Source organism: Arthrobacter alpinus (assembly GCF_900105965.1).
Classification (GTDB): domain Bacteria; phylum Actinomycetota; class Actinomycetes; order Actinomycetales; family Micrococcaceae; genus Specibacter; species Specibacter alpinus.
On record NZ_FNTV01000001.1, the window covers coordinates 2,768,394 to 2,789,289 of the forward strand.

The following is a 20,896-nucleotide window of genomic DNA, read 5'->3' on the forward strand; positions in this document are numbered from 1 at the left end:
CTGGACCGAGAGGCAATAAAGTGGCGGGCATCAAAGAGGTGGCGGAACTTTCCGGGCTGTCCATAGCTACCGTGTCTCGTGCGCTGGGCGGCAAGGGAAGCGTCTCCGAGAAAAGCAGGAAACTTGCCCAAGAAGCGGCCGCAGAACTTGGATTCGTACTGTCTTATGCAGCGTCCAGCCTCGCCTCCGGTCGAAACCACAACATTGGCATTGTTGTGCCCAGTGTGGATCGCTGGTTCTATTCATCGGTGATTGACGGCGCCTCCTCGGAACTCATCGAGGCCGGCTACGATCTCACCCTGTACACCACGAGCCAGAACGAGAGTCACCGCGCAACCATCCTCACCGATTTCCTCCTGCGCAAAAGGCTCGACGCCGTCATCGCCGTTTCGCTGGAACTCACCGAGTCGGAGGTCAGCCAGCTATTGGCAATCCACCGACCGGTGCTGGGAATCGGTGGACCCCTGCCCGGTGCTGACAGCCTTCGTGTGGATGATTTCCAACTTGCAAAAAGGGCCACCGAACACCTGATCGGGCTTGGCCACACACGCATTGCCCATATTGGTGGCGACCTCGAGTATGACTCAGACTTCAAATTGCCCGGGACCAGGCGCAGTGGCTACCAAATGGCCATGAAGGAGGCCAGGCTGCCCACCTCTGAAGCATGGCAGCAGAGCTCAGACTTTACTGTTCAAGGCGCTTACGCGACGGCACGGGGGCTCTTGGGCGCCGGCAGGATCCGGCCCACAGCTGTTTTCGCGGCCTCCGATGAGATGGCCATAGGAACCATCCTCGCGGCCCGAGACTTTGGTCTGCGTGTCCCCGAGGAACTCTCGGTCATCGGAATTGACGGCCACGAGCTCGGCGAGGTCTTTGGGCTGACAACCTTCGACCAGAATCCACGCGGCCAGGGGGCCCTTGCAGCCCAACGGATTTTGGCTAGGTTGGATCAGTCTGGGCGGGGCGAGGGTGTTGTTTTCGAGCCGGTTGCGGAGGAGTTTCCTACTTTTTTGGTGGTGCGGCGGAGCACGGCCGTTCCGGCGGCGGAGTGAGTGGCGTTTGTCTAAGTAGTTACCCGGTGGTGTTTTGTTTGTTAAGTGAGGGAGGCCCCGCACCATTGCTGGTGTGGGGCCTCGACCTTCTTTTTACGTGTTGTCCGGCGGTGTCCTACTCTCCCACATCCTCACGAATGCAGTACCATCGGCGCTGTGGGTCTTAGCTTCCGGGTTCGGAATGGGACCGGGCGTTTCCCCCACGCTATGACCACCGTAACTCGTTCCCCTGAACCGTCAGCTGTTGCTGGGGTTGGGTGGCTTGTTGGGTGTTCTTGTTATGGAACAACAGTATTTTATTGTACAGGGTCCTGGTGATGGTCCTTCACCACTGATGTGGTGGGGGTTCTCACAGGGGTACCCTGTTTTTTTGGTTTCAACGAACAAACGCCTGGGTTTGTTGGTTGGGAACCACATAGTGAACGCGAGCAATCTTTGTGTATAAAGATGTGTGTGTTGTGTAAGTTATCGGCCTATTAGTACCGGTCAGCTTCACGAGTCTTTAGTCCTCGCTTCCACATCCGGCCTATCAACCCAGTGGTCTAGCTGGGGGCCTCTCACACTTACGTGTATGGAAATCTCATCTTGAAGCGGGCTTCCCGCTTAGATGCTTTCAGCGGTTATCCCATCCGAACGTAGCTAATCAGCGATGCACTTGGCAGTACAACTGACACACCAGAGGTTCGTCCGTCCCGGTCCTCTCGTACTAAGGACAGCCCTTCTCAAATTTCCTGCGCGCGCAGCGGATAGGGACCGAACTGTCTCACGACGTTCTAAACCCAGCTCGCGTACCGCTTTAATGGGCGAACAGCCCAACCCTTGGGACCTACTCCAGCCCCAGGATGCGACGAGCCGACATCGAGGTGCCAAACCATGCCGTCGATATGGACTCTTGGGCAAGATCAGCCTGTTATCCCCGAGGTACCTTTTATCCGTTGAGCGACGGCCATTCCACAATGTGCCGCCGGATCACTAGTCCCGACTTTCGTCCCTGCTTGAGGTGTCCCTCTCACAGTCAAGCTCCCTTGTGCACTTACACTCGATACCTGATTGCCAACCAGGCTGAGGGAACCTTTGGGCGCCTCCGTTACTTTTTAGGAGGCAACCGCCCCAGTTAAACTACCCATCAGGCACTGTCCCTGACCCGGATTACGGGCCGAAGTTAGATGTCCAAAGTGACCAGAGTGGTATTTCAACGATGACTCCATCACAACTAGCGTCGTGACTTCACAGTCTCCCACCTATCCTACACAAGCCACTCCGAACACCAATACCAAACTATAGTAAAGGTCTCGGGGTCTTTCCGTCCTGCTGCGCGTAACGAGCATCTTTACTCGTACTGCAATTTCGCCGAGTTTATGGTTGAGACAGCGGGGAAGTCGTTACTCCATTCGTGCAGGTCGGAACTTACCCGACAAGGAATTTCGCTACCTTAGGATGGTTATAGTTACCACCGCCGTTTACTGGGGCTTAAATTCTCAGCTTCGCTCAACAAGTTGAGCTAACCGGTCCTCTTAACCTTCCAGCACCGGGCAGGAGTCAGTCCGTATACATCGTCTTGCGACTTCGCACGGACCTGTGTTTTTAGTAAACAGTCGCTTCCCCCTGGTCTCTGCGGCCCACACCCGCTCATGAAGAGTAAATCTTCTTCACGGGGCAGGCCCCCCTTCTCCCGAAGTTACGGGGGCATTTTGCCGAGTTCCTTAACCATAATTCTCTCGATCGCCTTAGTATTCTCTACCTGATCACCTGTGTCGGTTTGGGGTACGGGCAGTTTGAACCTCACGTCGATGCTTTTCTAGGCAGCATAGGATCACCGAATTCCCCCCTACGGGGGTCCCATCAGATCTCAGAATCGTCATTGAAGACAACACGACGGATTTGCCTATCGTGTTTCCTACGTCCTTAGACCGGGACAACCATCGCCCGGCTCGGCTACCTTCCTGCGTCACACCTGTTAATACGTTTACCTCCCTAAGTCAGGTCCCACGCTCCCCACACAATCCTGGCCCGAAGGCACGCAATTAGTGGTTTGGGTGGTTAGTATCCTTAGTTCAATATGGGCGGTTCTTCACCGGTACGGGAATATCAACCCGTTGTCCATCGACTACGCCTGTCGGCCTCGCCTTAGGTCCCGACTTACCCAGGGCAGATTAGCTTGACCCTGGAACCCTTGATCATTCGGCGGACGGGTTTCTCACCCGTCTTTCGCTACTCATGCCTGCATTCTCACTCGTGTAGGCTCCACCGCTAGTTCACACTGCGACTTCAATGCCTACACGACGCTCCCCTACCACTCCAAACCCCTGAACCACAGGACGAACCTAATGGCTAGGGCAATGTTTGAAATCCACAACTTCGGCGGTGTACTTGAGCCCCGCTACATTGTCGGCGCGGAATCACTTGACCAGTGAGCTATTACGCACTCTTTTAAGGATGGCTGCTTCTAAGCCAACCTCCTGGTTGTCTAAGCAATCCCACATCCTTTCCCACTTAGCACACGCTTAGGGGCCTTAGTTGGTGGTCTGGGCTGTTTCCCTCTCGACTATGAAGCTTATCCCCCACAGTCTCACTGCTACGCTCTGACTTACCGGCATTCGGAGTTTGGCTGACGTCAGTAACCTTGTAGGGCCCATTAGCCATCCAGTAGCTCTACCTCCGGTAAGAAACACGCAACGCTGCACCTAAATGCATTTCGGGGAGAACCAGCTATCACGAAGTTTGATTGGCCTTTCACCCCTACCCACAGCTCATCCCCTCCATTTTCAACTGAAGTGGGTTCGGTCCTCCACGCGCTCTTACACGCGCTTCAACCTGGCCATGGGTAGATCACTTCGCTTCGGGTCTAGATCACGCCACTACACTCGCCCTATTCAGACTCGCTTTCGCTACGGCTTCCCCACACGGGTTAACCTCGCGACGTAACACTAACTCGCAGGCTCATTCTTCAAAAGGCACGCCATCACAAGAACAACTACACCAAGGTGCACGCTTGCTCTGACGGATTGTAAGCACACGGTTTCAGGTACTATTTCACTCCCCTCCCGGGGTACTTTTCACCTTTCCCTCACGGTACTTGTCCGCTATCGGTCATTAGGTAGTATTTAGGCTTATCAGGTGGTCCTGACAGATTCACACGGGATTTCTCGGGCCCCGTGCTACTTGGGATACTCACCTAAGGGAGTGCACTGCATTTCAGTTACGGGACTCTCACCCTCTACGGTCGGCCATTCAAAACCGTTCACCTATACATGCACCATTCCCCTCAACGAACCGGCAGATCCGTCACGGTAAGTCCCACAACCCCGCACCATGCAACGCCCGCCGGCTATCACACATGACACGGTTTAGCCTGTTCCGCGTTCGCTCGCCACTACTAACGGAATCACTTTTGTTTTCTCTTCCTGTGGGTACTGAGATGTTTCACTTCCCCACGTTCCCTCCACACATCCTATATATTCAGATGCGGGTCACCACCTGGTCTTGCAACCGGTGGCGGGGTTCCCCCATTCGGACACCCTCGGATCAAAGTTTGGTTATCAACTCCCGAGGCTTATCGCAGATTCCTACGTCCTTCTTCGGCTCCTAATGCCAAGGCATTCACCGTGTGCCCTTAAAAACTTGACAACACACAAGTTGTCACTCTTACTTATCGAGAGAACCATGAAAACCGCTACCACCACACCCAAAAGGTGTACCAGCATCAGATCCAGGTTCTAATTATCTCAAAGAAATTGCTTCTTTATAAAGATGCTCGCGTTCACTATGTAGTTCTCAAACAACAACCCCACCACACACATCCCCACCCAACAACACGCAAAAGTGTTTCATCGGTGGATCCGTTGTGTGCGGGAAACCAGAAACACACCAACCCCTTCAACCACACACCCCACAGGGGTGCGGATCGAAACAGTTGTTGTTTCAGGACCCAACAGTGTGCCAAACACATAACAACCAGAAAACCCTCAACCCGAAAGGTTCGTTCCTCACACCCCCAAAAGAGGTGTTGTACTTGAACCAGGCTAAGCGTGACCGATCATCGGCTATTTTATTGATATTCCACCCTTGAGCAACTCACCCAGAAACATACGTTCTGGCAATGAGTCTTTACTCCTCACACCACCAACACAACCCATGCGGGCCATCTCGTGGCGTTTGGTGCTCCTTAGAAAGGAGGTGATCCAGCCGCACCTTCCGGTACGGCTACCTTGTTACGACTTAGTCCCAATCGCCAGTCCCACCTTCGACAGCTCCCTCCCCACAAGGGGTTAGGCCACCGGCTTCGGGTGTTACCAACTTTCGTGACTTGACGGGCGGTGTGTACAAGGCCCGGGAACGTATTCACCGCAGCGTTGCTGATCTGCGATTACTAGCGACTCCGACTTCATGGGGTCGAGTTGCAGACCCCAATCCGAACTGAGACCGGCTTTTTGGGATTAGCTCCACCTCACAGTATCGCAACCCATTGTACCGGCCATTGTAGCATGCGTGAAGCCCAAGACATAAGGGGCATGATGATTTGACGTCGTCCTCACCTTCCTCCGAGTTGACCCCGGCAGTCTCCTATGAGTCCCCACCATTACGTGCTGGCAACATAGAACGAGGGTTGCGCTCGTTGCGGGACTTAACCCAACATCTCACGACACGAGCTGACGACAACCATGCACCACCTGTAAACCGACCGCAAGCGGGGCACTTGTTTCCAAGCGTTTCCAGTTCATGTCAAGCCTTGGTAAGGTTCTTCGCGTTGCATCGAATTAATCCGCATGCTCCGCCGCTTGTGCGGGCCCCCGTCAATTCCTTTGAGTTTTAGCCTTGCGGCCGTACTCCCCAGGCGGGGCACTTAATGCGTTAGCTACGGCGCGGAAAACGTGGAATGTCCCCCACACCTAGTGCCCAACGTTTACGGCATGGACTACCAGGGTATCTAATCCTGTTCGCTCCCCATGCTTTCGCTCCTCAGCGTCAGTTAATGCCCAGAGACCTGCCTTCGCCATCGGTGTTCCTCCTGATATCTGCGCATTTCACCGCTACACCAGGAATTCCAGTCTCCCCTACATCACTCTAGTCTGCCCGTACCCACCGCAGATCCGGAGTTGAGCCCCGGACTTTCACGGCAGACGCGACAAACCGCCTACGAGCTCTTTACGCCCAATAATTCCGGATAACGCTTGCGCCCTACGTATTACCGCGGCTGCTGGCACGTAGTTAGCCGGCGCTTCTTCTGCAAGTACCCTCAACCAGACAACGTCTGGCCTTGTTCCCTACTGAAAGAGGTTTACAACCCGAAGGCCGTCATCCCTCACGCGGCGTCGCTGCATCAGGCTTTCGCCCATTGTGCAATATTCCCCACTGCTGCCTCCCGTAGGAGTCTGGGCCGTGTCTCAGTCCCAGTGTGGCCGGTCACCCTCTCAGGCCGGCTACCCGTCGTCGCCTTGGTGAGCCATTACCTCACCAACAAGCTGATAGGCCGCGAGTCCATCCAAAACCAATAAATCTTTCAACCAATCCCCATGCGAGGAAAAGTCAATATCCAGTATTAGACCTCGTTTCCAAGGCTTATCCCAGAGTTAAGGGCAGGTTACTCACGTGTTACTCACCCGTTCGCCACTAATCCCCAGTGCAAGCACCGGTTCATCGTTCGACTTGCATGTGTTAAGCACGCCGCCAGCGTTCATCCTGAGCCAGGATCAAACTCTCCGTTAATAACTAAACAGACACACACATTCACACCGGAAAAAGGTAATGAACACATGCACTAAATTCGAAACCAGCTAAACGATCAGCCATCACCACAGGGGCGGCAACAACCAATCAAATAACCAATTCAATATAAATAAATTGGTATCAATAAAACTTGGCACACTATTGAGTTCTCAAACAACAACCACACCCAGCCACACACTCGAACCAACTTTTCGTCAGTCCGCCATGATCAGTACCAGGGCAACCCACCAAAGACCAGTAAACCTGGCATCTTGGTGGGGGTTTTTCGTTCCCCCAACGAGCGGGGCAACTCGAAAAACAATACACACCTTTTCGCCAACACGCAAACCACACAGCCCCCTCAAGGCCCCATACGGGCCCCACCGGCCCCTAATGGCAGCGCCACCCCGGCACAACTTCCTTGAGATAGCACCAATTTTGGGCCCCTAAAACTCCGCAATGAGACGTAGCCTACACCCGCCCCAACGGCAACAAAAAGCCACCCAACACACCCCGCCCACCCCTGAAAAAAGGGAAAGAATCCACCCCGAGCAACCACCAGCAAGCAACCCACACACCCTGGCCCGCTCTCAGCCGGCACAAGAGCACCACTTTCTCAGCTCACATGAACACGCAATGACACCCCGGCGAGCACTACCGCCCGGCCCCACGTCTTCATCACGGCCAGGAACCCCACCACCACGCCGGCAAAAGCAACAACAACTGGAGCTGCAGCTACAGCTGTTGTTGCTGTGGCGCCTTGGCGAAAGGCAGCTGGGACGAAGGTGTCTTTGCCGACTCGACCACCCACCACCACACTCCCACCCTGACCACGCCCCCCTATCCCTCACAAACCACACCAGCACCATCCCGGCACCGCCCGTGGAGCCGGCATGATCACACGGCCTCCCCCTCTGACCAGGCCGGCCGCCCCCAGGGGTGTCGGGGAGATCCACGAGCGGGCTGACTCGGGGGGGTGCACTGGCGGGTTAAACAGTGGTGGCCGCCCCTGGTGTGGGGTGGCCATGGTGTGGTGCGGGAAGGCTGCACCGTCCTGCCCTGTCCCAGCAGCGGTGCCCTGCCGCGGTGCTGTGTTGTATCCGTGCACTGCTGCTGCGCGGTGCTGGTGGTGGGATGCAGTGCTGCTGCGCCGTCCAGTGTTCTCGTGCAGTGTTGTCGTGTGGGTGTCTGTTAAACATGTGTGGCCACCTGGTGGGGTGGCCGTTGCGTGGTGGGTATGTCTTAGTGGTGGCGGGTGGTGCTGGCCGTTGCGTTGGGTGGTGGTGGGTTTGGTGTTTTGTTTGTTAAGTGAGGGAGGCCCCGCACCATTGCTGGTGTGGGGCCTCGACCTTCTTTTTACGTGTTGTCCGGCGGTGTCCTACTCTCCCACATCCTCACGAATGCAGTACCATCGGCGCTGTGGGTCTTAGCTTCCGGGTTCGGAATGGGACCGGGCGTTTCCCCCACGCTATGACCACCGTAACTCGTTCCCCTGAACCGTCAGCTGTTGCTGGGGTTGGGTGGCTTGTTGGGTGTTCTTGTTATGGAACAACAGTATTTTATTGTACAGGGTCCTGGTGATGGTCCTTCACCACTGATGTGGTGGGGGTTCTCACAGGGGTACCCTGTTTTTTTGGTTTCAACGAACAAACGCCTGGGTTTGTTGGTTGGGAACCACATAGTGAACGCGAGCAATCTTTGTGTATAAAGATGTGTGTGTTGTGTAAGTTATCGGCCTATTAGTACCGGTCAGCTTCACGAGTCTTTAGTCCTCGCTTCCACATCCGGCCTATCAACCCAGTGGTCTAGCTGGGGGCCTCTCACACTTACGTGTATGGAAATCTCATCTTGAAGCGGGCTTCCCGCTTAGATGCTTTCAGCGGTTATCCCATCCGAACGTAGCTAATCAGCGATGCACTTGGCAGTACAACTGACACACCAGAGGTTCGTCCGTCCCGGTCCTCTCGTACTAAGGACAGCCCTTCTCAAATTTCCTGCGCGCGCAGCGGATAGGGACCGAACTGTCTCACGACGTTCTAAACCCAGCTCGCGTACCGCTTTAATGGGCGAACAGCCCAACCCTTGGGACCTACTCCAGCCCCAGGATGCGACGAGCCGACATCGAGGTGCCAAACCATGCCGTCGATATGGACTCTTGGCAAGATCAGCCTGTTATCCCCGAGGTACCTTTTATCCGTTGAGCGACGGCCATTCCACAATGTGCCGCCGGATCACTAGTCCCGACTTTCGTCCCTGCTTGAGGTGTCCCTCTCACAGTCAAGCTCCCTTGTGCACTTACACTCGATACCTGATTGCCAACCAGGCTGAGGGAACCTTTGGGCGCCTCCGTTACTTTTTAGGAGGCAACCGCCCCAGTTAAACTACCCATCAGGCACTGTCCCTGACCCGGATTACGGGCCGAAGTTAGATGTCCAAAGTGACCAGAGTGGTATTTCAACGATGACTCCATCACAACTAGCGTCGTGACTTCACAGTCTCCCACCTATCCTACACAAGCCACTCCGAACACCAATACCAAACTATAGTAAAGGTCTCGGGGTCTTTCCGTCCTGCTGCGCGTAACGAGCATCTTTACTCGTACTGCAATTTCGCCGAGTTTATGGTTGAGACAGCGGGGAAGTCGTTACTCCATTCGTGCAGGTCGGAACTTACCCGACAAGGAATTTCGCTACCTTAGGATGGTTATAGTTACCACCGCCGTTTACTGGGGCTTAAATTCTCAGCTTCGCTCAACAAGTTGAGCTAACCGGTCCTCTTAACCTTCCAGCACCGGGCAGGAGTCAGTCCGTATACATCGTCTTGCGACTTCGCACGGACCTGTGTTTTTAGTAAACAGTCGCTTCCCCCTGGTCTCTGCGGCCCACACCCGCTCATGAAGAGTAAATCTTCTTCACGGGGCAGGCCCCCTTCTCCCGAAGTTACGGGGGCATTTTGCCGAGTTCCTTAACCATAATTCTCTCGATCGCCTTAGTATTCTCTACCTGATCACCTGTGTCGGTTTGGGGTACGGGCAGTTTGAACCTCACGTCGATGCTTTTCTAGGCAGCATAGGATCACCGAATTCCCCCCTACGGGGGTCCCATCAGATCTCAGAATCGTCATTGAAGACAACACGACGGATTTGCCTATCGTGTTTCCTACGTCCTTAGACCGGGACAACCATCGCCCGGCTCGGCTACCTTCCTGCGTCACACCTGTTAATACGTTTACCTCCCTAAGTCAGGTCCCACGCTCCCCACACAATCCTGGCCCGAAGGCACGCAATTAGTGGTTTGGGTGGTTAGTATCCTTAGTTCAATATGGGCGGTTCTTCACCGGTACGGGAATATCAACCCGTTGTCCATCGACTACGCCTGTCGGCCTCGCCTTAGGTCCCGACTTACCCAGGGCAGATTAGCTTGACCCTGGAACCCTTGATCATTCGGCGGACGGGTTTCTCACCCGTCTTTCGCTACTCATGCCTGCATTCTCACTCGTGTAGGCTCCACCGCTAGTTCACACTGCGACTTCAATGCCTACACGACGCTCCCCTACCACTCCAAACCCCTGAACCACAGGACGAACCTAATGGCTAGGGCAATGTTTGAAATCCACAACTTCGGCGGTGTACTTGAGCCCCGCTACATTGTCGGCGCGGAATCACTTGACCAGTGAGCTATTACGCACTCTTTTAAGGATGGCTGCTTCTAAGCCAACCTCCTGGTTGTCTAAGCAATCCCACATCCTTTCCCACTTAGCACACGCTTAGGGGCCTTAGTTGGTGGTCTGGGCTGTTTCCCTCTCGACTATGAAGCTTATCCCCCACAGTCTCACTGCTACGCTCTGACTTACCGGCATTCGGAGTTTGGCTGACGTCAGTAACCTTGTAGGGCCCATTAGCCATCCAGTAGCTCTACCTCCGGTAAGAAACACGCAACGCTGCACCTAAATGCATTTCGGGGAGAACCAGCTATCACGAAGTTTGATTGGCCTTTCACCCCTACCCACAGCTCATCCCCTCCATTTTCAACTGAAGTGGGTTCGGTCCTCCACGCGCTCTTACACGCGCTTCAACCTGGCCATGGGTAGATCACTTCGCTTCGGGTCTAGATCACGCCACTACACTCGCCCTATTCAGACTCGCTTTCGCTACGGCTTCCCCACACGGGTTAACCTCGCGACGTAACACTAACTCGCAGGCTCATTCTTCAAAAGGCACGCCATCACAAGAACAACTACACCAAGGTGCACGCTTGCTCTGACGGATTGTAAGCACACGGTTTCAGGTACTATTTCACTCCCCTCCCGGGGTACTTTTCACCTTTCCCTCACGGTACTTGTCCGCTATCGGTCATTAGGTAGTATTTAGGCTTATCAGGTGGTCCTGACAGATTCACACGGGATTTCTCGGGCCCCGTGCTACTTGGGATACTCACCTAAGGGAGTGCACTGCATTTCAGTTACGGGACTCTCACCCTCTACGGTCGGCCATTCAAAACCGTTCACCTATACATGCACCATTCCCCTCAACGAACCGGCAGATCCGTCACGGTAAGTCCCACAACCCCGCACCATGCAACGCCCGCCGGCTATCACACATGACACGGTTTAGCCTGTTCCGCGTTCGCTCGCCACTACTAACGGAATCACTTTTGTTTTCTCTTCCTGTGGGTACTGAGATGTTTCACTTCCCCACGTTCCCTCCACACATCCTATATATTCAGATGCGGGTCACCACCTGGTCTTGCAACCGGTGGCGGGGTTCCCCCATTCGGACACCCTCGGATCAAAGTTTGGTTATCAACTCCCCGAGGCTTATCGCAGATTCCTACGTCCTTCTTCGGCTCCTAATGCCAAGGCATTCACCGTGTGCCCTTAAAAACTTGACAACACACAAGTTGTCACTCTTACTTATCGAGAGAACCATGAAAACCGCTACCACCACACCCAAAAGGTGTACCAGCATCAGATCCAGGTTCTAATTATCTCAAAGAAATTGCTTCTTTATAAAGATGCTCGCGTTCACTATGTAGTTCTCAAACAACAACCCCACCACACACATCCCCACCCAACAACACGCAAAAGTGTTTCATCGGTGGATCCGTTGTGTGCGGGAAACCAGAAACACACCAACCCCTTCAACCACACACCCCACAGGGGTGCGGATCGAAACAGTTGTTGTTTCAGGACCCAACAGTGTGCCAAACACATAACAACCAGAAAACCCTCAACCCGAAAGGTTCGTTCCTCACACCCCCAAAAGAGGTGTTGTACTTGAACCAGGCTAAGCGTGACCGATCATCGGCTATTTTATTGATATTCCACCCTTGAGCAACTCACCCAGAAACATACGTTCTGGCAATGAGTCTTTACTCCTCACACCACCAACACAACCCATGCGGGCCATCTCGTGGCGTTTGGTGCTCCTTAGAAAGGAGGTGATCCAGCCGCACCTTCCGGTACGGCTACCTTGTTACGACTTAGTCCCAATCGCCAGTCCCACCTTCGACAGCTCCCTCCCCACAAGGGGGTTAGGCCACCGGCTTCGGGTGTTACCAACTTTCGTGACTTGACGGGCGGTGTGTACAAGGCCCGGGAACGTATTCACCGCAGCGTTGCTGATCTGCGATTACTAGCGACTCCGACTTCATGGGGTCGAGTTGCAGACCCCAATCCGAACTGAGACCGGCTTTTTGGGATTAGCTCCACCTCACAGTATCGCAACCCATTGTACCGGCCATTGTAGCATGCGTGAAGCCCAAGACATAAGGGGCATGATGATTTGACGTCGTCCTCACCTTCCTCCGAGTTGACCCCGGCAGTCTCCTATGAGTCCCCACCATTACGTGCTGGCAACATAGAACGAGGGTTGCGCTCGTTGCGGGACTTAACCCAACATCTCACGACACGAGCTGACGACAACCATGCACCACCTGTAAACCGACCGCAAGCGGGGCACTTGTTTCCAAGCGTTTCCAGTTCATGTCAAGCCTTGGTAAGGTTCTTCGCGTTGCATCGAATTAATCCGCATGCTCCGCCGCTTGTGCGGGCCCCCGTCAATTCCTTTGAGTTTTAGCCTTGCGGCCGTACTCCCCAGGCGGGGCACTTAATGCGTTAGCTACGGCGCGGAAAACGTGGAATGTCCCCCACACCTAGTGCCCAACGTTTACGGCATGGACTACCAGGGTATCTAATCCTGTTCGCTCCCCATGCTTTCGCTCCTCAGCGTCAGTTAATGCCCAGAGACCTGCCTTCGCCATCGGTGTTCCTCCTGATATCTGCGCATTTCACCGCTACACCAGGAATTCCAGTCTCCCCTACATCACTCTAGTCTGCCCGTACCCACCGCAGATCCGGAGTTGAGCCCCGGACTTTCACGGCAGACGCGACAAACCGCCTACGAGCTCTTTACGCCCAATAATTCCGGATAACGCTTGCGCCCTACGTATTACCGCGGCTGCTGGCACGTAGTTAGCCGGCGCTTCTTCTGCAAGTACCCTCAACCAGACAACGTCTGGCCTTGTTCCCTACTGAAAGAGGTTTACAACCCGAAGGCCGTCATCCCTCACGCGGCGTCGCTGCATCAGGCTTTCGCCCATTGTGCAATATTCCCCACTGCTGCCTCCCGTAGGAGTCTGGGCCGTGTCTCAGTCCCAGTGTGGCCGGTCACCCTCTCAGGCCGGCTACCCGTCGTCGCCTTGGTGAGCCATTACCTCACCAACAAGCTGATAGGCCGCGAGTCCATCCAAAACCAATAAATCTTTCAACCAATCCCCATGCGAGGAAAAGTCAATATCCAGTATTAGACCTCGTTTCCAAGGCTTATCCCAGAGTTAAGGGCAGGTTACTCACGTGTTACTCACCCGTTCGCCACTAATCCCCAGTGCAAGCACCGGTTCATCGTTCGACTTGCATGTGTTAAGCACGCCGCCAGCGTTCATCCTGAGCCAGGATCAAACTCTCCGTTAATAACTAAACAGACACACACATTCACACCGGAAAAAGGTAATGAACACATGCACTAAATTCGAAACCAGCTAAACGATCAGCCATCACCACAGGGGCGGCAACAACCAATCAAATAACCAATTCAATATAAATAAATTGGTATCAATAAAACTTGGCACACTATTGAGTTCTCAAACAACAACCACACCCAGCCACACACTCGAACCAACTTTTCGTCAGTCCGCCATGATCAGTACCAGGGCAACCCACCAAAGACCAGTAAACCTGGCATCTTGGTGGGGGTTTTTCGTTCCCCCAACGAGCGGGGCAACTCGAAAAACAATACACACCTTTTCGCCAACACGCAAACCACACAGCCCCCTCAAGGCCCCATACGGGCCCCACCGGCCCCTAATGGCAGCGCCACCCCGGCACAACTTCCTTGAGATAGCACCAATTTTGGGCCCCTAAAACTCCGCAATGAGACGTAGCCTACACCCGCCCCAACGGCAACAAAAAGCCACCCAACACACCCCGCCCACCCCTGAAAAAAGGGAAAGAATCCACCCCGAGCAACCACCAGCAAGCAACCCACACACCCTGGCCCGCTCTCAGCCGGCACAAGAGCACCACTTTCTCAGCTCACATGAACACGCAATGACACCCCGGCGAGCACTACCGCCCGGCCCCACGTCTTCATCACGGCCAGGAACCCCACCACCACGCCGGCAAAAGCAACAACAACTGGAGCTGCAGCTACAGCTGTTGTTGCTGTGGCGCCTTGGCGAAAGGCAGCTGGGACGAAGGTGTCTTTGCCGACTCGACCACCCACCACCACACTCCCACCCTGACCACGCCCCCCTATCCCTCACAAACCACACCAGCACCATCCCGGCACCGCCCGTGGAGCCGGCATGATCACACGGCCTCCCCCTCTGACCAGGCCGGCCGCCCCCAGGGGTGTCGGGGAGATCCACGAGCGGGCTGACTCGGGGGGTGCACTGGCGGGTTAAACAGTGGTGGCCGCCCCTGGTGTGGGGTGGCCATGGTGTGGTGCGGGAAGGCTGCACCGTCCTGCCCTGTCCCAGCAGCGGTGCCCTGCCGCGGTGCTGTGTTGTATCCGTGCACTGCTGCTGCGCGGTGCTGGTGGTGGGATGCAGTGCTGCTGCGCCGTCCAGTGTTCTCGTGCAGTGTTGTCGTGTGGGTGTCTGTTAAACATGTGTGGCCACCTGGTGGGGTGGCCGTTGCGTGGTGGGTATGTCTTAGTGGTGGCGGGTGGTGCTGGCCGTTGCGTTGGGTGGTGGTGGGTTTGGTGTTTTGTTTGTTAAGTGAGGGAGGCCCCGCACCATTGCTGGTGTGGGGCCTCGACCTTCTTTTTACGTGTTGTCCGGCGGTGTCCTACTCTCCCACATCCTCACGAATGCAGTACCATCGGCGCTGTGGGTCTTAGCTTCCGGGTTCGGAATGGGACCGGGCGTTTCCCCCACGCTATGACCACCGTAACTCGTTCCCCTGAACCGTCAGCTGTTGCTGGGGTTGGGTGGCTTGTTGGGTGTTCTTGTTATGGAACAACAGTATTTTATTGTACAGGGTCCTGGTGATGGTCCTTCACCACTGATGTGGTGGGGGTTCTCACAGGGGTACCCTGTTTTTTTGGTTTCAACGAACAAACGCCTGGGTTTGTTGGTTGGGAACCACATAGTGAACGCGAGCAATCTTTGTGTATAAAGATGTGTGTGTTGTGTAAGTTATCGGCCTATTAGTACCGGTCAGCTTCACGAGTCTTTAGTCCTCGCTTCCACATCCGGCCTATCAACCCAGTGGTCTAGCTGGGGGCCTCTCACACTTACGTGTATGGAAATCTCATCTTGAAGCGGGCTTCCCGCTTAGATGCTTTCAGCGGTTATCCCATCCGAACGTAGCTAATCAGCGATGCACTTGGCAGTACAACTGACACACCAGAGGTTCGTCCGTCCCGGTCCTCTCGTACTAAGGACAGCCCTTCTCAAATTTCCTGCGCGCGCAGCGGATAGGGACCGAACTGTCTCACGACGTTCTAAACCCAGCTCGCGTACCGCTTTAATGGGCGAACAGCCCAACCCTTGGGACCTACTCCAGCCCCAGGATGCGACGAGCCGACATCGAGGTGCCAAACCATGCCGTCGATATGGACTCTTGGGCAAGATCAGCCTGTTATCCCCGAGGTACCTTTTATCCGTTGAGCGACGGCCATTCCACAATGTGCCGCCGGATCACTAGTCCCGACTTTCGTCCCTGCTTGAGGTGTCCCTCTCACAGTCAAGCTCCCTTGTGCACTTACACTCGATACCTGATTGCCAACCAGGCTGAGGGAACCTTTGGGCGCCTCCGTTACTTTTTAGGAGGCAACCGCCCCAGTTAAACTACCCATCAGGCACTGTCCCTGACCCGGATTACGGGCCGAAGTTAGATGTCCAAAGTGACCAGAGTGGTATTTCAACGATGACTCCATCACAACTAGCGTCGTGACTTCACAGTCTCCCACCTATCCTACACAAGCCACTCCGAACACCAATACCAAACTATAGTAAAGGTCTCGGGGTCTTTCCGTCCTGCTGCGCGTAACGAGCATCTTTACTCGTACTGCAATTTCGCCGAGTTTATGGTTGAGACAGCGGGGAAGTCGTTACTCCATTCGTGCAGGTCGGAACTTACCCGACAAGGAATTTCGCTACCTTAGGATGGTTATAGTTACCACCGCCGTTTACTGGGGCTTAAATTCTCAGCTTCGCTCAACAAGTTGAGCTAACCGGTCCTCTTAACCTTCCAGCACCGGGCAGGAGTCAGTCCGTATACATCGTCTTGCGACTTCGCACGGACCTGTGTTTTTAGTAAACAGTCGCTTCCCCCTGGTCTCTGCGGCCCACACCCGCTCATGAAGAGTAAATCTTCTTCACGGGGCAGGCCCCCCTTCTCCCGAAGTTACGGGGGCATTTTGCCGAGTTCCTTAACCATAATTCTCTCGATCGCCTTAGTATTCTCTACCTGATCACCTGTGTCGGTTTGGGGTACGGGCAGTTTGAACCTCACGTCGATGCTTTTCTAGGCAGCATAGGATCACCGAATTCCCCCCTACGGGGGTCCCATCAGATCTCAGAATCGTCATTGAAGACAACACGACGGATTTGCCTATCGTGTTTCCTACGTCCTTAGACCGGGACAACCATCGCCCGGCTCGGCTACCTTCCTGCGTCACACCTGTTAATACGTTTACCTCCCTAAGTCAGGTCCCACGCTCCCCACACAATCCTGGCCCGAAGGCACGCAATTAGTGGTTTGGGTGGTTAGTATCCTTAGTTCAATATGGGCGGTTCTTCACCGGTACGGGAATATCAACCCGTTGTCCATCGACTACGCCTGTCGGCCTCGCCTTAGGTCCCGACTTACCCAGGGCAGATTAGCTTGACCCTGGAACCCTTGATCATTCGGCGGACGGGTTTCTCACCCGTCTTTCGCTACTCATGCCTGCATTCTCACTCGTGTAGGCTCCACCGCTAGTTCACACTGCGACTTCAATGCCTACACGACGCTCCCCTACCACTCCAAACCCCTGAACCACAGGACGAACCTAATGGCTAGGGCAATGTTTGAAATCCACAACTTCGGCGGTGTACTTGAGCCCCGCTACATTGTCGGCGCGGAATCACTTGACCAGTGAGCTATTACGCACTCTTTTAAGGATGGCTGCTTCTAAGCCAACCTCCTGGTTGTCTAAGCAATCCCACATCCTTTCCCACTTAGCACACGCTTAGGGGCCTTAGTTGGTGGTCTGGGCTGTTTCCCTCTCGACTATGAAGCTTATCCCCCACAGTCTCACTGCTACGCTCTGACTTACCGGCATTCGGAGTTTGGCTGACGTCAGTAACCTTGTAGGGCCCATTAGCCATCCAGTAGCTCTACCTCCGGTAAGAAACACGCAACGCTGCACCTAAATGCATTTCGGGGAGAACCAGCTATCACGAAGTTTGATTGGCCTTTCACCCCTACCCACAGCTCATCCCCTCCATTTTCAACTGAAGTGGGTTCGGTCCTCCACGCGCTCTTACACGCGCTTCAACCTGGCCATGGGTAGATCACTTCGCTTCGGGTCTAGATCACGCCACTACACTCGCCCTATTCAGACTCGCTTTCGCTACGGCTTCCCCACACGGGTTAACCTCGCGACGTAACACTAACTCGCAGGCTCATTCTTCAAAAGGCACGCCATCACAAGAACAACTACACCAAGGTGCACGCTTGCTCTGACGGATTGTAAGCACACGGTTTCAGGTACTATTTCACTCCCCTCCCGGGGTACTTTTCACCTTTCCCTCACGGTACTTGTCCGCTATCGGTCATTAGGTAGTATTTAGGCTTATCAGGTGGTCCTGACAGATTCACACGGGATTTCTCGGGCCCCGTGCTACTTGGGATACTCACCTAAGGGAGTGCACTGCATTTCAGTTACGGGACTCTCACCCTCTACGGTCGGCCATTCAAAACCGTTCACCTATACATGCACCATTCCCCTCAACGAACCGGCAGATCCGTCACGGTAAGTCCCACAACCCCGCACCATGCAACGCCCGCCGGCTATCACACATGACACGGTTTAGCCTGTTCCGCGTTCGCTCGCCACTACTAACGGAATCACTTTTGTTTTCTCTTCCTGTGGGTACTGAGATGTTTCACTTCCCCACGTTCCCTCCACACATCCTATATATTCAGATGCGGGTCACCACCTGGTCTTGCAACCGGTGGCGGGGTTCCCCCATTCGGACACCCTCGGATCAAAGTTTGGTTATCAACTCCCCGAGGCTTATCGCAGATTCCTACGTCCTTCTTCGGCTCCTAATGCCAAGGCATTCACCGTGTGCCCTTAAAAACTTGACAACACACAAGTTGTCACTCTTACTTATCGAGAGAACCATGAAAACCGCTACCACCACACCCAAAAGGTGTACCAGCATCAGATCCAGGTTCTAATTATCTCAAAGAAATTGCTTCTTTATAAAGATGCTCGCGTTCACTATGTAGTTCTCAAACAACAACCCCACCACACACATCCCCACCCAACAACACGCAAAAGTGTTTCATCGGTGGATCCGTTGTGTGCGGGAAACCAGAAACACACCAACCCCTTCAACCACACACCCCACAGGGGTGCGGATCGAAACAGTTGTTGTTTCAGGACCCAACAGTGTGCCAAACACATAACAACCAGAAAACCCTCAACCCGAAAGGTTCGTTCCTCACACCCCCAAAAGAGGTGTTGTACTTGAACCAGGCTAAGCGTGACCGATCATCGGCTATTTTATTGATATTCCACCCTTGAGCAACTCACCCAGAAACATACGTTCTGGCAATGAGTCTTTACTCCTCACACCACCAACACAACCCATGCGGGCCATCTCGTGGCGTTTGGTGCTCCTTAGAAAGGAGGTGATCCAGCCGCACCTTCCGGTACGGCTACCTTGTTACGACTTAGTCCCAATCGCCAGTCCCACCTTCGACAGCTCCCTCCCCACAAGGGGGTTAGGCCACCGGCTTCGGGTGTTACCAACTTTCGTGACTTGACGGGCGGTGTGTACAAGGCCCGGGAACGTATTCACCGCAGCGTTGCTGATCTGCGATTACTAGCGACTCCGACTTCATGGGGTCGAGTTGCAGACCCCAATCCGAACTGAGACCGGCTTTTTGGGATTAGCTCCACCTCACAGTATCGCAACCCATTGTACCGGCCATTGTAGCATGCGTGAAGCCCAAGACATAAGGGGCATGATGATTTGACGTCGTCCTCACCTTCCTCCGAGTTGACCCCGGCAGTCTCCTATGAGTCCCCACCATTACGTGCTGGCAACATAGAACGAGGGTTGCGCTCGTTGCGGGACTTAACCCAACATCTCACGACACGAGCTGACGACAACCATGCACCACCTGTAAACCGACCGCAAGCGGGGCACTTGTTTCCAAGCGTTTCCAGTTCATGTCAAGCCTTGGTAAGGTTCTTCGCGTTGCATCGAATTAATCCGCATGCTCCGCCGCTTGTGCGGGCCCCCGTCAATTCCTTTGAGTTTTAGCCTTGCGGCCGTACTCCCCAGGCGGGGCACTTAATGCGTTAGCTACGGCGCGGAAAACGTGGAATGTCCCCCACACCTAGTGCCCAACGTTTACGGCATGGACTACCAGGGTATCTAATCCTGTTCGCTCCCCATGCTTTCGCTCCTCAGCGTCAGTTAATGCCCAGAGACCTGCCTTCGCCATCGGTGTTCCTCCTGATATCTGCGCATTTCACCGCTACACCAGGAATTCCAGTCTCCCCTACATCACTCTAGTCTGCCCGTACCCACCGCAGATCCGGAGTTGAGCCCCGGACTTTCACGGCAGACGCGACAAACCGCCTACGAGCTCTTTACGCCCAATAATTCCGGATAACGCTTGCGCCCTACGTATTACCGCGGCTGCTGGCACGTAGTTAGCCGGCGCTTCTTCTGCAAGTACCCTCAACCAGACAACGTCTGGCCTTGTTCCCTACTGAAAGAGGTTTACAACCCGAAGGCCGTCATCCCTCACGCGGCGTCGCTGCATCAGGCTTTCGCCCATTGTGCAATATTCCCCACTGCTGCCTCCCGTAGGAGTCTGGGCCGTGTCTCAGTCCCAGTGTGGCCGGTCACCCTCTCAGGCCGGCTACCCGTCGTCGCCTTGGTGAGCCATTACCTCACCAACAAGCTGATAGGCCGCGAGTCCATCCAAAACCAATAAATCTTTCAACCAATCCCCATGCGAGGAAAAGTCAATATCCAGTATTAGACCTCGTTTCCAAGGCTTATCCCAGAGTTAAGGGCAGGTTACTCACGTGTTACTCACCCGTTCGCCACTAATCCCCAGTGCAAGCACCGGTTCATCGTTCGACTTGCATGTGTTAAGCACGCCGCCAGCGTTCATCCTGAGCCAGGATCAAACTCTCCGTTAATAACTAAACAGACACACACATTCACACCGGAAAAAGGTAATGAACACATGCACTAAATTCGAAACCAGCTAAACGATCAGCCATCACCACAGGGGCGGCAACAACCAATCAAATAACCAATTCAATATAAATAAATTGGTATCAATAAAACTTGGCACACTATTGAGTTCTCAAACAACAACCACACCCAGCCACACAC

3 protein-coding genes and 9 rRNA genes are annotated in these 20,896 nt (G+C 54.4%); 1 reads left to right on the forward strand and 11 read right to left on the reverse strand.

Features of this window, described 5'->3' with window-relative positions; translation table 11 throughout:
• Positions 1 to 20: 20 nt before the first annotated feature.
• Positions 21 to 1,052: a LacI family DNA-binding transcriptional regulator gene (locus tag BLV41_RS12590; protein WP_074711890.1), complete on the forward strand. Its 1,032-nt coding sequence runs from the start codon at positions 21 to 23 to the stop codon at positions 1,050 to 1,052.
• A 102-nt stretch (positions 1,053 to 1,154) separates the two neighbouring features.
• On the opposite strand, the gene rrf (BLV41_RS12595) is transcribed toward BLV41_RS12590, so the two are convergent.
• The 11 genes from rrf (BLV41_RS12595) to BLV41_RS12645 all read right to left on the reverse strand — a co-directional run bounded on the left by rrf (BLV41_RS12595) (position 1,155) and on the right by BLV41_RS12645 (position 20,697).
• A 5S ribosomal RNA gene (gene rrf / locus BLV41_RS12595) occupies positions 1,155 to 1,271 on the reverse strand.
• 238 nt (positions 1,272 to 1,509) lie between these two features.
• Positions 1,510 to 4,679: ribosomal RNA gene (locus tag BLV41_RS12600) — 23S ribosomal RNA — on the reverse strand.
• A gap of 542 nt (positions 4,680 to 5,221) precedes the next feature.
• Positions 5,222 to 6,758 (reverse strand): 16S ribosomal RNA (locus BLV41_RS12605).
• A gap of 616 nt (positions 6,759 to 7,374) precedes the next feature.
• Complete coding sequence (locus BLV41_RS12610) at positions 7,375 to 7,569, reverse strand: hypothetical protein (protein WP_139244316.1); 195 nt, start codon at positions 7,567 to 7,569, stop codon at positions 7,375 to 7,377.
• Between the two features lie 554 nt (positions 7,570 to 8,123).
• A 5S ribosomal RNA gene (rrf, locus tag BLV41_RS12615) occupies positions 8,124 to 8,240 on the reverse strand.
• A 238-nt stretch (positions 8,241 to 8,478) separates the two neighbouring features.
• A 23S ribosomal RNA gene (locus BLV41_RS12620) occupies positions 8,479 to 11,647 on the reverse strand.
• A 542-nt stretch (positions 11,648 to 12,189) separates the two neighbouring features.
• A 16S ribosomal RNA gene (locus BLV41_RS12625) occupies positions 12,190 to 13,727 on the reverse strand.
• Positions 13,728 to 14,343: 616 nt separating this feature from the next.
• On the reverse strand, positions 14,344 to 14,538 hold the full coding sequence (locus tag BLV41_RS12630; RefSeq protein WP_139244316.1) for a hypothetical protein: 195 nt from the start codon (positions 14,536 to 14,538) through the stop codon (positions 14,344 to 14,346).
• A 553-nt stretch (positions 14,539 to 15,091) separates the two neighbouring features.
• A 5S ribosomal RNA gene (gene rrf / locus BLV41_RS12635) occupies positions 15,092 to 15,208 on the reverse strand.
• A gap of 238 nt (positions 15,209 to 15,446) precedes the next feature.
• Positions 15,447 to 18,617 (reverse strand): 23S ribosomal RNA (locus BLV41_RS12640).
• Between the two features lie 542 nt (positions 18,618 to 19,159).
• Positions 19,160 to 20,697: ribosomal RNA gene (locus BLV41_RS12645) — 16S ribosomal RNA — on the reverse strand.
• Together the 16S, 23S and 5S rRNA genes form the textbook arrangement of a ribosomal RNA operon.
• Positions 20,698 to 20,896: the final 199 nt, after the last annotated feature.